Genomic DNA, 13,713 nt, shown 5'->3' with positions numbered 1-13,713 from the left:
CTGCTATCTGGCCACCTGCTAATGGATTAGGCCCCATTCCAACAAGGGGACGACTAGTCTGCTAACCACGGCTATAAGTGTTTACTGAAACGGTACGAAGGTAAACGAGCGCCGTTTGGTGAAATGGCGTTTGACGACCGACTCGCATTACCTGGTAAAGGACAAGTCCACTCTGGTATAAGGGGCCCCAGGTAATCGTACCTCCGACCGCAAGGTTAAATGCTGCCCGGTGAGCCGGAAGATGCGCACAGGTCCAGACTCGATTCCCGGGTAAGGAACCACGAGCAGGGTATTGCCCTGGCGGGTATAGGAACGAGTCACGGTGTACAGGCTGTCGCCTGGAAACGATTGGTCCCGCATTGCGTGGTGATAAACCAAGTCGGTAGTGGTAACGTCTAGCGAGCGGTAAGACGCTTGCGGCGGCCGGTGGGTAATCCTTTCCACGACAGTGCCGTTCGGCAGAAAAATGGTTTGGTCCTGTTGCTTGAACCGCCACTTCCCAACCAATGGGGCTTCTGGCGGAACAGTTTGACACGCGGAGAAGGCCAACAAGAGCAACGGAAGGCAGTACCGATAATTCATTCTACAAGCATAAGCCTTGCTACGTGAACATGCATGCCCGCCCTTGCGCGTATCATCAAAATGTATCTTGCGGTTCACCAAAACGGTAGTGCCGTAAACACACTTCGTTTGGTAAAGGAGCAAATAATTATACACGGTGAGTACCACGCTAAGGCAGGCGATACGTGACCTTCTTTCCTTCTGTGCGGTACGCCAGTGTCTTCGTTTCTGCTTCCAAGGTGAGTTCTGGCCCCAAGTCCCCGGAGTCGAGCACTTGCACGGTGGCCGTGTACGCAGCGAATCGGGGACCCAGTAGCTGGTCAACGTGTTCTGCCGGTTGGGGGCGCTAGCGGGCCGGTAGGCCCCGAGCAGGGGCCGCGCGGCGGCCAGCAACCGGTGGCTATGGGGCATCGGGGAAGCTTAGCGCGATGCGTCCAGTTCGTCGTAGGTCACGGGTGCGTCATCGGCCATGCTGCCATCGTCCAGGGTGTGGCGGCGCTCAATGATGATGCGGCTAGAGGTAGCCCAGCGGGCCGTAACCGGCGCCCAGGCAGTGGGCTCGCGCTGCCAGAGCAGGCGCGGGCCAGCGGCGTCTATCTGCACCAGAGACAGCACGTTGGGCTGGTCGCCGCCGCCCAGGCCGGGACTGGTGAGGAATACGAAGCGGCCATCGGGCGAAGCCACGGCTTCGCCGGTTAGCTCGACGCTGCGGCCGGTGCGCTGGTCCACCAACACGATGCCGTTTTCCTCCCAATACACCGCCTGTACCACCCACTGGTGCGCGGCGGCCAGGTTGCCCCAGTATATAAATTTCACGCCATTGCCGTTTTGCAGGGTAAACTCGGCTTCGGGCGTGGACGACAGCTTGACCGCGTTGCCCTGCGCGGGCTGCAACAGCAAATCGAGGCCCTCGCGACGTACCAGGCCCTGGGAAGCAGACAGGGGTTCCGCATCTGGGTCATTGGTAAATTTTGGTAAGGTACTGGTGGGCAGCTGGTTGAAGGCATCCGCTGTAGTAGGAAGCAGCTGGACCACCCGGCCGCCGGGCAGGTGCAGGGTATCGGCCGGGCTGTGGGACGTCGGGCTGGCGGCGGTGGCAGCACTTGGCTTGGGGGCGGGCACCGAAGCCGCTGGCGGGGCTGCTTGTGAAGCCGCTGTCGGGGCCGCTGGCTCGGTGGCAGGTGCATCGGGGCGGCAGGCGGCGCTGGCCAGTAGCAGCAGCACCGCGAGGTGGGACGGGTTCTTCATAAGTCCGACGAAAAAGCGGCTTTGGGGTAAACTAGAGGAGTGAAAAGCAGCTGCTAAGAAAGGTGTCTCTGTTTAGAAAAACGGGAGGTAGTTAAACATGATTTAGTTTGGTGAAAGTAAGCCTTCGCCATTGTGAGGGGTTCTGCTAGCTTTGCAGCATGCGTCTTTTCTCGTCCTTGTTGCTCGCTGCGGGTTGCGCAGCTTCTTTGGCGGCCTGTAGCCCCAAACTGGTTCCCCTCACCTCCGACATGGCCTCGGCGGCCTTGCCGGCTGGCACGCCCTACGCGCTGCTGCACTTCTACCGGCCCGGGAAGATGACCGGCTTCCTGATTGGGTACGACGTGCACGTGGGCGATTCGGTGGGCTACCGCGCCCGCAACGGGAGCCAGGGCGCGGTGCGCCGCCACGTGCCCGGCCCGGTGACGGTGTGGGCCAAAACCGAAGCCCGCGAAGAAATCGTGCTCGACGTGCAGCCCGGCCGGGAGTACTACGTGCGGTGCAGCATTGGCATGGGCGCCCTCGTGGGACGGCCGCACCTACAGCAGGTCAGTGTCGTACAGGGGCGCAAGGAAAGCGGGGCAATCGCCGGGGCAACCCCGTAGTTGCGGGGTGGATAAGAAACCCAGCCGTTCAGAAACAGGAGCGTTCAAGGAGTGCTTATGTGTACGGTTCACTTTGTAAGAAGCTATTTGGATGGGACTTGACATTGTGCTGGGCGCCAATAATCAGGCGGAATTGGATGCTGGCGACTACAACCCCAGTGAGCATCATCTTAGCCGTACCTTCTGCAACTTCATGACGCGCCGAAATGACCTAGCGGAAGGGGAAGAGCCGGAACTGGACCAAATTGGTCGACTCACCGGCGTTGATATCTCGCCGCTCTATGAGATGGAAAGCTATACGCTGCCGGAAGAGTTGAGTAACCTGCTCGACTACGCCGAGGATGAAGAGGAGCAACAGGAAATAATGGCCCGGACCGCGGCCGCCAACGCCGCAGTTAGGGGCAATATTGATAAGGTCGTCGCCGTGGTACAAGGCTTGCTGACTCGCGTAGCAACGATTCAGGACTTGCCCAGCTTGTTGCAGTCCGACGAATTCGATACGCTCCGCAGCGCTGCCTACTTCGCTTCCTTTTCTTCGCCCCGCATGGATGCCTACGAGAACACCTTTAGCCAGGACCTGCGCAATTTGATGCGCTTCTTGGATTACGCCAAAAGCAAGGGAAGCGAAACCGTGTTCTTTGTCTACGGCTGAGAAATTCTGCGCAAAGGATTCGAATCGAAAAAGGGGAATACAAGCGAAGGCTAGGATTGCCCAAAAAGAAAAACACGAACCGTCAGGACAACAGAAAACGCAGCAGCGAGCCGGTTCCAAAGCGGGTGTTTTCTCACAAGCAGGCTAGAAGTCGTTGCCCGCTTTGGTTTTGGCTTGCATGGCCTTGTCAAGACTGGCAATCCAAACCTTTACTTCGTTGTCGGCCATGTTGCGGGTGGCGTTCCAAGCCCGGCGCATCATGCCCCCGCCCATGGCGACTTGACCCTTCCTTATGCGTTCTGCACAATCAGAAAGCACACAGCCGTAGCGATAACATAAAGCAATGCGGCTATGCCATAAATCCGGGCCGCTTGTGGCGCATCTTGCCGGTAGGAGTGCAGCCATAAGCTCAGGTTAATCAGCGCACTGACGCACAGGGACACAAACCCGTAAACGAAATAACCCAGCCCGTCCAGAAACGGCCCGGTGTGTGGCTGGTCGAGCAACCAATACGTCACGCCGAGGTTCAGCAGCAGAACCAGATTCAGGAAAAAGGCCGTGCGGGGCGAACAAAAGGTCATTGGCTGAAATAATCGAATAGGGCAAAACGACCCTGGGCCCTGGGTGTTAATTCGGCTGGGCAAGATAGAGAGAAGTGCAGCGAAGCGGCGATTTCTTAGGGTGACATGGGGCGCCCGGGGCCGCCGCGGGCCCGGGTGGCTATCTTTGTGCCCATGCCCCTCTCCTTGCCCGCCGACCCAACCCGCATCCGCTTGTCATCCACCGTGGAGGTGAACTACTGGTGCCAAACCCTGAACTGCACCGAAACCCGCCTGCGCAACGCCGTGCTCGCCGTCGGGCCCCTGGTGGCCGACGTGCGCGCGTACTTCGCCCGTTAACGACCGCAGAGTCAAGGCGAATAGCGCTTCCGCTGGGTTTGCTTCAATTCCTACCCGTAAGCCGGGCCACGCAGCCTGACCCGCTACGTTGCTTTTGCTACCAGCTGCTGCCCGAGCCGCCGCCGCCCGAGGAGCCGCCACTGCTGCTGCTAGACGACGAGCTGCCGGAGGAAGAGCTGCTCGACGAGGAGCTAGTCGACTTGCTGTCAATGATGTACTTCTTCTTTGGGGTTTCGTGCTGGCAGTGCCCGCAACAGGAATATTCCCAGCCCCAGCCGGTCGACGAGGTGGTGGGGGCGAGCTCCACTGTTGGCGCCTGGGCTTTCAGGGTCTGGTACTTGCATTGCGGGCAGCGCTTCACCTCGCTGCCCAGGTTCTTGAAATCGATGGTGAGCGTATGGCTGCACTGCAGGCACTGGAAAACGTCGTAATCAATGGACTTCGCCTTTTCCTCGGCCACCTTGCCGGGCTCCAGAAAAGCATCGTCCTGCTTCTCGCCGAGGCGGTGCATCGCGCCCGAGCAAATAGGGCAGGCGTAGGGCGCGGCGCGCAGCTGGTGCATCCGGCGCTTGTTCCACAGCCAGTAAAAGAGCATGCCCACCGGAAAAAAGAGTGCCCGGAAGAACGTTTCCAGAGAGCTGTGGCGCTGGTCCAGGTACGCGTACTGCTCCTGCCGGCTCGTGGTGGCAGGCAGCGCATCGTAGTGCTGGTTGAGCTGCAGCACCGTCCAGTGCAGATACCCCAGGGGAAGCAGGTAGCTCAGGGCAATGATGGAATACAGGGAGGTATTGTCGGCAATGCTGGGGTTCAGCAGGTTCCCTGTGCCTACCAGGCACACCGGCAACAAGCCGAGCAACAGGAATTTAAACGAACGATGGTCGGTGGGCGAGAGCCCGATGGCCAGCAGGAACAGCATGAAGGAGCTCATCGCGAAGAAAGACCCCATCCCTATCCATCTGTCATGGGCCGTCAAGGCTGCCTTGGCCGGCGCAACGGCACTGCCTTCGGTGGCCTGTATGCTGGCAGCAGCATTCAGCAACGAATCCAGCTTGGCGGCACTGTCGGAACCGGCCAGGCGTGCGCGGAGGGCACTCACGCCGCTGGTTACGGCCTCGTCGTAGCGGTTGGCTTTCAGAAGCGGCAGCATCACCCGCTGCTGAATGCGGAAGCAGATGATGTCGGGCAAATCGGCTTCGAGCCCGTAGCCGGTTTCAAACTCGACGCGGCGCTGGTCGAGCACCAGCAGCAGCAGCAAGCCGTTGTCCTTTGCTTTTTCGCCAATTTTCCAGCGGTCGAATAGGGCAGTCGCCATCGTTTTGGGCACGGCATCGCCAATGCTTTTGGCCACGGCCACGTCGATGTGGACCCGGCCTGACTGGTCGAGGGCCCGCAGCTGCGCGTTTAGCAGCTGCACCGTGGCGGGCCGCAGCACGCTGTCGGGGTCGCTGACGTAGGATTCGCCCAGGGTCTTGGGGTCGGGAATAGCCTCCAACGGGTCGTTGACCTCGGCACTACACCCCATCATGAACAGCAACAGGCAACCCCACACGGAACGATAGAAACGAGACATCAGGGCTTAATTAAGCAACGGAATTCACCCGCGGTCTGCCGGCCACCAGAAGCGAACCGGCACGCGAAGTAAATTCTTTGGGGAAGAATTTGAATATAGCCGTGCAAAGGTGGGGGCTATTTATTGGAAGAAGCGGTGCGTTGGATTTACTGCGGTGGAAATCGTGCATCTACCCTTGCCGGATTTTCAATTCCTCCCTATTTCTTCTGCGCGCGTGAGCTGTCAACGCTGACGGCCGTAGTCGACTGCCTGTTCCTGGCCCACGGGCAAATGCCAGTAAACCAGACAGCAGTTGCCGGCTGTTGCCATTCCACTACCACCGCCTCACCTCACCAGCGCGCCAAACCGGGTGCCCAAGACGTGGCGAGGCGGAAAACCCGGGTGCCGCGTCGTTACTTGCCGTTGCCGTTGCCGTTGCCGTTGCCAGTGCATCCGTGCAGTTCACCGGTTGCAGCCTTGGACTTATAGGGCGCTAGTAGGGTCAATTCGTGCTGCACAACGGCTTGCCATTTGTACACGGGAGGCAGGGACGGGTCGGCCCACGCTTCCTGGTCGAAGGCAGCATTAAGTTCTTCTCGCTCCTGTAAAAGGCACTTAATTTCCTTGCTTAATTCCGGAGCCCAGGCGTTACAGCCGCTGCGCATGCACTGGGCAATTCTATAGCGGATTTTACGCGCAAACAACTCCGCAATATCAAAATGCAATTGCTCGTGGGCAAGCAGGGTTTGGTTGTTGCTCAAGGAAGAATCGCGCACCCAGGAACCCATTTTAATGAAATAGCACGCTACTGAAAAAGTAGGACGACGTTGTTCATCCTCATCGATAATCACATTTATTACGGTTTCTGTATGGGCCCCTGCTCGTGTGTCAGCTGTAAGGTTATGCGGCGCTTGAAAATCGGTCCACCGCAATTTTCCGCCTTCCTGCCAGTAAACGAGTCCAGGATTAACAACTGGTGTCTGCATCGTTTGGGCGTAACTGGCATGCCCCAATACCAGCCCCAGCAGGACAGTCCTCCACATTGAGGAGCAAAAAAACCGATAATTCCAAGAAAAGTAATACATATTCCGCGGTGGTCTTCAGTCGAAGAGCATCAAGCTCACTCACCTACAAAGCTATTCCGTTCCTGCAAAGAGCCTAAGCAAAAAATCGCGCAAACAAGCTGAAGAGTAGCTTGCGCCGGATTCCTTAAGGGACTCTTTAATCGCCTACCGCCGATGCGCCGCCGGCATTTATCGATAACCTGATACCCTCAGTCGTTGGCATTGAAATCACCATTACCCGGTTGGAAGGCACATGGAAAGCCAGCCAAAACCAACCCGAAGGCAACCGAGCCGGGGTAGTTGCCGGCTTAGCGGCCAGGCAGTGCCCTCACGACCTGGGTATGGCCGACTTAGTATCAGCGAGTGCGCACTGATGCGTTAGTTATTTTCGGAGGCTCTCCAGGTACTGGTTGTACTGTGCCACCAAGCGTGGCGTGTCGCGAAAGCGGCAATGCTCGTCTCCGCGGGCTACCGCCTGGGCCAGGGCGGGACAATCGGCGAAATAGGCGCTCAGTTGCTCAGCAAACTTGCCGCGTCGCACCTTCAAAACAGTGCCTTGGCGCCGCAGGTACCAGTGGGTATTGATGTAGGATGCACCGCCGACCAGCATCCCAGCCCCGGGCACGGGGATGGGAACAGGCACAGACTGGGGCTCGGCGTAGGTGAACAGCTCCACTGGTCCGCGAAGCACCCGCAAGGCCAGCACGTCGATGCTTTCGTCGTCGACGAACAGATTCTCGTAGTAGCGGCCGTGCACGCGCATGGTGTGCACCTGAATAATGTTCAGGCTGTAGCGCTTGGGATGGGGTTGGCGGCCAGGCGGGGTTTCGAAGTAGTCGATGGCGCGTTCGTAGCCGTTGCGGGTGGCAGGTAAGTAAGCCTGGATTTTGGTGCTGTCAGTCGCAGTGAACGCCCCAAGGTAAAAGGTATCGGTAAACTTGCCATACCCCCCCTTCACGTAGCCGGCCGTGTCGGCTGCGGCCGGCAGGACTTGGCCAAGAGCGGGCAAACTAAACCACAGCAAGCAGGCCGTGCAGCGCGCCAAAATCATAGTAAAGTGGGTTGGTGAACCTTAAAGGTAGCGAGCACCGCACCTACTGCCGCAACACCGAGCCGGGCATAAACGGGGAGGTAGTAGTGGCATCGCCGTGCCAGGGTAATGGCAAAAGGAATATGGCACGGAAGGTTTGCGCTGCGCCGGGCTGCACCGGACTGGTTAGCAGCATCACCAGTACCGGGCAGCCCGCGGTGACGGTCAAGTTTACCCATTGCAAGCGGTAGTGTTTCCGCCGCTTACCTCCGGGGCTACGGCCTTACCCTAACCAAGCTGTCTATTTAGGCTCAGGACGGGGAGTGAGCACTACCGACTCGGGGGCCACCGTGATTTCCTGCAGGCGCTGGGCAACTGCTGGGGTCATGGTTTCCTGAAAGCGCCCCTTTAAGTGCTGGGCCATGAACTTCTCGGCAGCGGCCCACATCGCCAGGTTGTTCACGGGGCGGGCAAAGCCGTGGCCTTCGTCGGGGGCAAGCAGGTACTGCACGGGGTGGTGGCGGTCGCGCAGGGCCACCACAATCTGGTCGGCTTCGGCCTTGTTCACGCGCGGGTCGTTAGCGCCCTGCACCACCATCAGCGGCGTGGTGATGCGATTTACCGCATTCAGCGGCGACTGGCGCACAAGCTGGGCCCGCCCGGCCGCTGTGCCGGGGTCCCCCACGCGGGCGAAACGCAGCATGCGCCCGGCTACCCAGTAAGCCGGCGTGGAGGCCAGAAAGGTCAGCAGATTGGAGGGAGCGACAATGGCCACAGCTGCAGCATATACGTTGGGGGTGAACGCGACACCGGCCAGCGTGGCATAGCCGCCGTACGAGCCACCCAGGATGCCCACCCGCTTGGGGTCGGCAATGCCTTGGGCCACGAGGTACTTCACGCCCCAGGTCAGGTCGTCCTGCATTTTCTGGCCCCACTCGTTGTTGCCAGCCGTCACAAACCGCTTACCGAAGCCGGTGCTGGCGCGGAAATTAGGCGAAAGCACCGCATAGCCGCGATTGGCCCAGAATTGGTGCACATTGTTAAAGCCGTAGGTATCCCGGTCCCAGGGGCCGCCGTGCGGCAGGATGATGACGGGCAGGTTTTTCGCGTTCACGCCGGCAGGCAAAGTCAAATACGCCTGAATTTCCAGCCCGTCCGACGAAGGGTAGCGCACGCTGTGCATGTCGGCGAGCATGGCGGGCTGAAGTGCGGGCCACTGTTCAAAAAGCTTGGTGCATTGCTGGCTCTCGCGGTCGAAAAGGAAATAGACGTTGGGTTGGGTGGCCGCGTTGGCCGACAGCAGCCACAGCCGCTCATCGGCGGTGTTGGAAATGGGCGTCCAGTCGAGCCCGTCGAGTTGGGCGCTGGCAGTTCGGAAGGATGCTTCAAACGCCGGATTCTTCCACACGCGGCGCATCCGGTCGTCTTCAAACGTGATGAACAGCGGCTCATGGGTGCGGGCCGAAAGGCGCAGGTTGTCGACGTCGACTCGGTGCAGCGGGTCGCGCTGGTAGGCCGACTCCTGGCCCGTGGCGGGGTCCAACAGCACAATTTCGGTCAGGTCGCGCGCCGCGCCCTTGTTGGTGAGAAGGTACACCCGACGATTATCCTGGGTAAAGCCCGCCACCCGGCTTTTTTCGGTAATGGCGGTTTTGTAGCACGGCACAGGCTTGTCGCCATCCAGCCGCAGCCATTCGGTGCTGCCGTCGGGGTTCTGGCGCGCGGCCAGCCGCAGCCGGTCCGTCCAATCAAAGGTCCAGTCTTCTAGGCGGTCGGTGTTGCGACGCACCAGCGTTTTCTCCCCAGTGGCCAGGTTCAGCTTGTAGAGGTCGTGCCAGGCTTTGTCGCGGTCGTTGAGGCCAATGTATAGGGCATTGGGGTCGGAGAGGGGCGCATGAATAATCTGGACCCGCACACCGGCCAGCCCGGTTAAGTCGCGGGCAGTTGGTACGAGTTGCCCAGCCGCGAGGGGCTCGGCCGGATTAACGGCATAAATGTTAAAGTTCTCGTCTCCCCCTTTGTCCTGGCTGTAGAGCAGGAGTTTGCCGTCCCGGCTCCAGAAGTAGGTGCCAATGGGGCGGGCCTGGTCGTTGGTCATAGGGCGGGCCTTGTCAAATGGCTCGGTCAGGCCCTTTACCCAGATGTTGCGCGTGCCATTAAAGGGCTTGAAGAAGGAGAGGTACTTGCCATCGGGCGAGAGCTGCGCACCGGAGATTTCAGGGTCGCCAAATAGAATTTCCCGGTCAATAAGCGCGGGAGCTTGGGCAAAACCAGCGGGCGGAGCCGAGCAGAACAACCAGAGCCCGAGAATTAACAAACGAAGATTTACACGCATGCAGGAGACCTAAGAGCGGGCCAAGATATATATCAATTGCAATTTCTCGCCCTCTTGCGTAGGTCGTGGTCGTGGCTCTTTTTACCCTTCAGGCAGTACTGCGCTCATTGCCACGAGAAGCAGGTGCAGAAGCCGTTTTATCTAAACAAAGCCAGATTGAAGCGGCACGATTGAGCCAATAAAAAAGCCCGGCACCTTGCGGCGCCGGGCTGGCAGAAGTAAGAAGAACAAATAGTTAAGCAGCTGCTTTTTCACCGTTCTCACGGTCGTCGATGGCTTTGCGCAGCTTGGCGATGGCCTGAATGGCACGCTCCTCATCAAGACGGTTGATGTTGAGCAACATCTTGGTCTTTTCCGGACGGGTAATGACCGGGTGGTTCAGCAGACGGATGATTTCCTCCTTCTGCGAAGCCGTAGCGTACTGCACCGGCGCGGCGGGCGTTTCGGCGGCTACAGCAGGAACCTCGGCGGGTACCACCTGCATGGCAGGCACGGGCTGAGCCACAGCGGCTACAGCGGGCACTTGTGCAATGGGAGCAGACTTGTTGGTGTCGTAGTCCATTTCCTCAGCCGGCGTGGGCTCGTAACCAGCGGCGCGGATAATCCAGGCCAGGATGTTGCGGTAGGCTTTGCCAACGGCACGGGTCTGCGCCATGCTCATGATGGCAAACTCCTGGTAGAATTTCTTGCCGCTCTCCTTGTTCGAGCACACGGCAAAGCCTGCACCCACCGTCACGCCATGACGGATGTCGAACAGCGTCACCTTGGCCTGGTATTTCAGTTCTTCGGGGCTGCCTACGTTGATGACGTGCTCCACGATGGGCACGATGCCCAGCCGCGAGCCGGCGTACTGCCAGCCTTCCACGTTCACAAACTCTTTGCCCTGTACGGTCGTGCTAAGTTTGTTGTCTTTAATGAACTTGGCGAGGTCCTTCGCCAAATCCAGCGTTTCGTCGGAGCGGGAAATGTCGAAACTCTCGACTTTAGCCTTCTTGGTTACTTCCTTGGTGGTTTTAGTGGCCTCGTTCATGGCGATTGTTGTTTTTAATGTGTCCAACTGATGTTCGTGTGTATAACCTAAAGGTAGAAAGAAACGTGCCAGAATTGCCAAAAATATTGGTAAATTTTTAGTCTGTTAATCAGCGTGTTGTGGGGATGCTTTAGAATATGCTTCACTAATCTTATTAGGTGCGAGGCAAAGCGCCAGCCAGCGGGGCTGGAATTGTAAATTTCAGCACGGGATTATTCTTCTCAACAACCTGATTCCGGTAGCAACTCAACCCTACGCCACATTTTTTGGTTGCAGAAACTACCTTTTGCCACCGCGCGCTGAGTACCCTACACAACCGCTCGTAGCAGCCGGCCAAACCGTCCCACCCCGTTCTGCCATCTTGCTGCTTCACTGGCGAGCCGGTAAGCGGCCCTGGCAATTGGTGCCAACTGCTACGGTCGTCTCTACCAGCTGCCGCAGCTTTTTCTCTCCTGTTCAGACAGCTTCCGCCGGGCCACTACGAGGGGGCTGGCCCGGCCTTAGCCCAACCTCCACAGCCCTTTTGCGGCCAGCGGCACCGGCCGCTCCATAAGCAAGGCGCTAACAAACAGCGTTAAATTAAAACGTCGTGCCGAGCGTAGCCAAGGCATCTCGCGTGGGATGGTAATTCAATCGTGAAATCGATTCTGATTGATTACTGCTGCCCGCAGGATGCCTCGGCTGCGCTCGGCACGACGTTTTTTTACTTGCTGCTACGAAAAGCTTATCCGCCTTCCAGAATGTGGCCGTCGCGCATCACAATCTTGCGGTCGGCCATTTCGGCCAGCTGGTCGTTGTGCGTCACGATGACGAAAGTCTGCCCCAGCTCTTTGCGTAGCAGGAAGAAAATCTGGTGCAGCTCCTGAGCGTTTTTGGTGTCGAGGTTGCCGCTGGGCTCGTCGGCGAAGATGATTTCGGGCGAGTTGATGAGCGAGCGGGCCACCGACACGCGCTGCTGCTCGCCGCCGCTCATTTCGCTGGGCTTGTGCTCGGCGCGGTGCTCCATGTTCATCATGGCCAGCAGCTCGCGGGCCCGTACGCGCACTTCGCGTTCGGTGCGGCCGGCCAGGTAGGCCGGCAGGCACACGTTTTCGAGGGCCGTGAACTCGGGCAACAGGTTGTGAAACTGGAAAATGAATCCGATGTGCCGGTTGCGGAACCGGGCCAAATCGTTGCGCCCCAGCGAGCTCACCGATTCGCCGTCGAACAGGATGTCGCCCGAATCGGGCGAATCGAGCGTGCCCAGAATGTGCAGCAGGGTGCTTTTGCCCGCCCCTGAGGAGCCGACAATGCTGACGATTTCCGATTTCTCAATCGTCAAATCGATACCCTTGAGCACGTTCAGGGAATTGTAGCTCTTATGAATGTTGATAGCTTGCAGCAACGGCGGGCAGCGATAATCGTGAGAAATGCGGTAGTAGCAAAGCTACGCACAAACCCGAACCGTACGCAGCCGCTCACTATACGCAATTTCGGCCGGCGCGTACTTTGCACCATGCCCGCTACAGAATTTTCTTTTAATATGACGCCTCCCTCCCTTCCGGTGCAGCGCTGGTGGCCCTGGGCGCTGGCGGCTGTGCTGCCCTTGCTGCTTTTTTTCTGGTTTCGGACCCGCCACGCCGATGCCCCCGCCGATGCAGCCCGCGAAGCCCTGGCCCTGGCCAAGGCGCCTTCGCCATTCGGCGCGGCCCTGGCTCGGCGAAGTCCGGGAGCTGTAGCCGCCGACAGCACCCGCCAATGCGGCGTGAGCTGGGTGGGTGGCGACTCCATTAAGGTCGAAATGCTGGCTCCTCTAACGAAGAACCACGTTACCTGGATGGCCCAAATGCCCTTTGGCTGGCAGGCCAGTGCTACCGAACCAGCTATTCGCACCAGCTATGGGCGGCCCAGCGGGCGTTTTGGGTTGTGGGGCGAAAGCGACGCCGGCCTGACCTATACCGCCCGGCTCGCGAAGTCCAAGGGCATCCGCACACTGCTAAAGCCGCACTTGTGGGTGCGCGGCCGCAGCTCCTGGCCCGGCGATATCAACATGAGCAGCGCGGCCGACTGGGATACGTGGTTCGCTAACTATGCCCCGTTTATTCTGCACTACGCCGCGCTGGCCGAGGCCGAGCATTTCGCAGGATTGTGTATTGGCACCGAGCTGCAGCACGCCACCGAGCCGGCCCACGAAAAGGCCTGGCGCAGCCTTATCAAGCAAATTCGGCGGGTATACCACGGCCCGTTGACCTACGCCGCCAACTGGAGCGGCGAGTACGAGCAGATTAAGTTCTGGGACGCGCTCGACTACGTGGGTATTCAGGCCTATTTTCCGCTCAGCACCCAGCCCAGCCCGCCTCTCGATTCGCTGCTACGCGGCTGGCAGCCCCATTTGCAGAAACTGGCCCGGTGGCAGAAGAAAATCAGAAAGCCGGTGGTCTTCACCGAAGTGGGCTATAAAACAACCCCCGACGCGGCCGCTAAGCCCTGGGAGTGGCCCGAGCGCATGGCGGCCGTCGCGCCCGCCGACGAGGCCACCCAGGCCCGCTGCTACGAAGCGCTTTTCCGGGCCTGCTGGGGCCAGCCGTGGCTCAAAGGCATGTTTATCTGGAAGTGGTACCCGAGCCTGCAGGCCGACGGCCCAGCCCGCCGCCACGCCGATTTCACGCCCCAACACAAACCCGCCGAGGCCGTGCTGGCGCGCTGGTACGGGCAGTAGCCCGCAGTTAACGCGGCGTGCTAGTAAACCCGGCGCGCTGCCGTA

The 13,713-nt window shown here is 59.3% G+C and carries 13 protein-coding genes; 4 read left to right on the top strand and 9 right to left on the bottom strand.

Features of this window, described 5'->3' with window-relative positions:
• Window positions 1-981 precede the first annotated feature (981 nt).
• Window positions 982-1,809, bottom strand: coding sequence for a hypothetical protein (locus tag ABD837_RS10000; protein ID WP_345053595.1), 828 nt, complete (start codon window positions 1,807-1,809; stop codon window positions 982-984).
• A gap of 158 nt (window positions 1,810-1,967) precedes the next feature.
• On the opposite strand from ABD837_RS10000, the gene ABD837_RS09995 reads away from it, so the two are divergent.
• Complete coding sequence (locus ABD837_RS09995) at window positions 1,968-2,411, top strand: hypothetical protein (protein WP_345053593.1); 444 nt, start codon at window positions 1,968-1,970, stop codon at window positions 2,409-2,411.
• A 91-nt stretch (window positions 2,412-2,502) separates the two neighbouring features.
• On the top strand, window positions 2,503-3,063 hold the full coding sequence (locus ABD837_RS09990) for a hypothetical protein (RefSeq protein ID WP_345053592.1): 561 nt from the start codon (window positions 2,503-2,505) through the stop codon (window positions 3,061-3,063).
• Between the two features lie 290 nt (window positions 3,064-3,353).
• On the opposite strand, the gene ABD837_RS09985 is transcribed toward ABD837_RS09990, so the two are convergent.
• Complete coding sequence (locus ABD837_RS09985; protein WP_345053590.1) at window positions 3,354-3,644, bottom strand: hypothetical protein; 291 nt, start codon at window positions 3,642-3,644, stop codon at window positions 3,354-3,356.
• Between the two features lie 153 nt (window positions 3,645-3,797).
• Here ABD837_RS09985 and ABD837_RS09980 point away from each other — a divergent pair, with 153 nt between their 5' ends.
• Entirely contained in the window at window positions 3,798-3,962 is a 165-nt protein-coding gene (locus ABD837_RS09980; protein ID WP_345053589.1) for a DUF3606 domain-containing protein, read from the top strand.
• 97 nt (window positions 3,963-4,059) lie between these two features.
• On the opposite strand, the gene ABD837_RS09975 is transcribed toward ABD837_RS09980, so the two are convergent.
• The 7 genes from ABD837_RS09975 to ABD837_RS09945 all read right to left on the bottom strand — a co-directional run bounded on the left by ABD837_RS09975 (window position 4,060) and on the right by ABD837_RS09945 (window position 12,354).
• Complete coding sequence (locus ABD837_RS09975) at window positions 4,060-5,532, bottom strand: TPM domain-containing protein (RefSeq protein WP_345053588.1); 1,473 nt, start codon at window positions 5,530-5,532, stop codon at window positions 4,060-4,062.
• A 392-nt stretch (window positions 5,533-5,924) separates the two neighbouring features.
• A complete protein-coding gene (locus ABD837_RS09970; protein WP_345053585.1) occupies window positions 5,925-6,596 on the bottom strand; it encodes a DUF922 domain-containing protein in 672 nt (223 codons plus the stop codon).
• A 361-nt stretch (window positions 6,597-6,957) separates the two neighbouring features.
• On the bottom strand, window positions 6,958-7,626 hold the full coding sequence (locus tag ABD837_RS09965; RefSeq protein WP_345053582.1) for a hypothetical protein: 669 nt from the start codon (window positions 7,624-7,626) through the stop codon (window positions 6,958-6,960).
• Window positions 7,627-7,669: 43 nt separating this feature from the next.
• Window positions 7,670-7,834, bottom strand: coding sequence for a hypothetical protein (locus ABD837_RS09960; protein ID WP_345053580.1), 165 nt, complete (start codon window positions 7,832-7,834; stop codon window positions 7,670-7,672).
• A gap of 72 nt (window positions 7,835-7,906) precedes the next feature.
• The gene (locus ABD837_RS09955; protein WP_345053579.1) at window positions 7,907-9,940 is read right to left on the bottom strand and encodes a S9 family peptidase; all 2,034 of its coding nucleotides are present in this window, start codon (window positions 9,938-9,940) and stop codon (window positions 7,907-7,909) included.
• A 235-nt stretch (window positions 9,941-10,175) separates the two neighbouring features.
• Complete coding sequence (locus tag ABD837_RS09950) at window positions 10,176-10,970, bottom strand: hypothetical protein (protein ID WP_345053577.1); 795 nt, start codon at window positions 10,968-10,970, stop codon at window positions 10,176-10,178.
• A 724-nt stretch (window positions 10,971-11,694) separates the two neighbouring features.
• Entirely contained in the window at window positions 11,695-12,354 is a 660-nt protein-coding gene (locus ABD837_RS09945; protein ID WP_345053575.1) for an ABC transporter ATP-binding protein, read from the bottom strand.
• 138 nt (window positions 12,355-12,492) lie between these two features.
• Here ABD837_RS09945 and ABD837_RS09940 point away from each other — a divergent pair, with 138 nt between their 5' ends.
• Window positions 12,493-13,668 carry a glycoside hydrolase family 113 gene (locus ABD837_RS09940; RefSeq protein ID WP_345053572.1) on the top strand — a complete coding sequence of 392 codons (1,176 nt, stop codon included), beginning with the start codon at window positions 12,493-12,495 and terminating at the stop codon, window positions 13,666-13,668.
• Window positions 13,669-13,713 lie beyond the last annotated feature (45 nt).

Origin of the sequence: Hymenobacter glaciei (genome assembly GCF_039539585.1) — a bacterium.
Lineage (GTDB): Bacteria > Bacteroidota > Bacteroidia > Cytophagales > Hymenobacteraceae > Hymenobacter > Hymenobacter glaciei.
The sequence above is the reverse complement of the archived record's forward strand: the minus strand, read 5'-3'. Positions and strand labels throughout refer to the sequence as shown.

Coding starts and splice junctions, on each gene's coding strand:
- ABD837_RS09955 (WP_345053579.1), bottom strand. CDS start 9,940: ATGCGTGTAAATCTTCGTTTGTTAATTCTCGGGCTCTGGTTGTTCTGC.
- ABD837_RS10000 (WP_345053595.1), bottom strand. CDS start 1,809: ATGAAGAACCCGTCCCACCTCGCGGTGCTGCTGCTACTGGCCAGCGCC.
- ABD837_RS09980 (WP_345053589.1), top strand. CDS start 3,798: ATGCCCCTCTCCTTGCCCGCCGACCCAACCCGCATCCGCTTGTCATCC.
- ABD837_RS09975 (WP_345053588.1), bottom strand. CDS start 5,532: ATGTCTCGTTTCTATCGTTCCGTGTGGGGTTGCCTGTTGCTGTTCATG.
- ABD837_RS09985 (WP_345053590.1), bottom strand. CDS start 3,644: ATGACCTTTTGTTCGCCCCGCACGGCCTTTTTCCTGAATCTGGTTCTG.
- ABD837_RS09995 (WP_345053593.1), top strand. CDS start 1,968: ATGCGTCTTTTCTCGTCCTTGTTGCTCGCTGCGGGTTGCGCAGCTTCT.
- ABD837_RS09990 (WP_345053592.1), top strand. CDS start 2,503: ATGGGACTTGACATTGTGCTGGGCGCCAATAATCAGGCGGAATTGGAT.
- ABD837_RS09965 (WP_345053582.1), bottom strand. CDS start 7,626: ATGATTTTGGCGCGCTGCACGGCCTGCTTGCTGTGGTTTAGTTTGCCC.
- ABD837_RS09970 (WP_345053585.1), bottom strand. CDS start 6,596: ATGTATTACTTTTCTTGGAATTATCGGTTTTTTTGCTCCTCAATGTGG.
- ABD837_RS09940 (WP_345053572.1), top strand. CDS start 12,493: ATGACGCCTCCCTCCCTTCCGGTGCAGCGCTGGTGGCCCTGGGCGCTG.
- ABD837_RS09950 (WP_345053577.1), bottom strand. CDS start 10,970: ATGAACGAGGCCACTAAAACCACCAAGGAAGTAACCAAGAAGGCTAAA.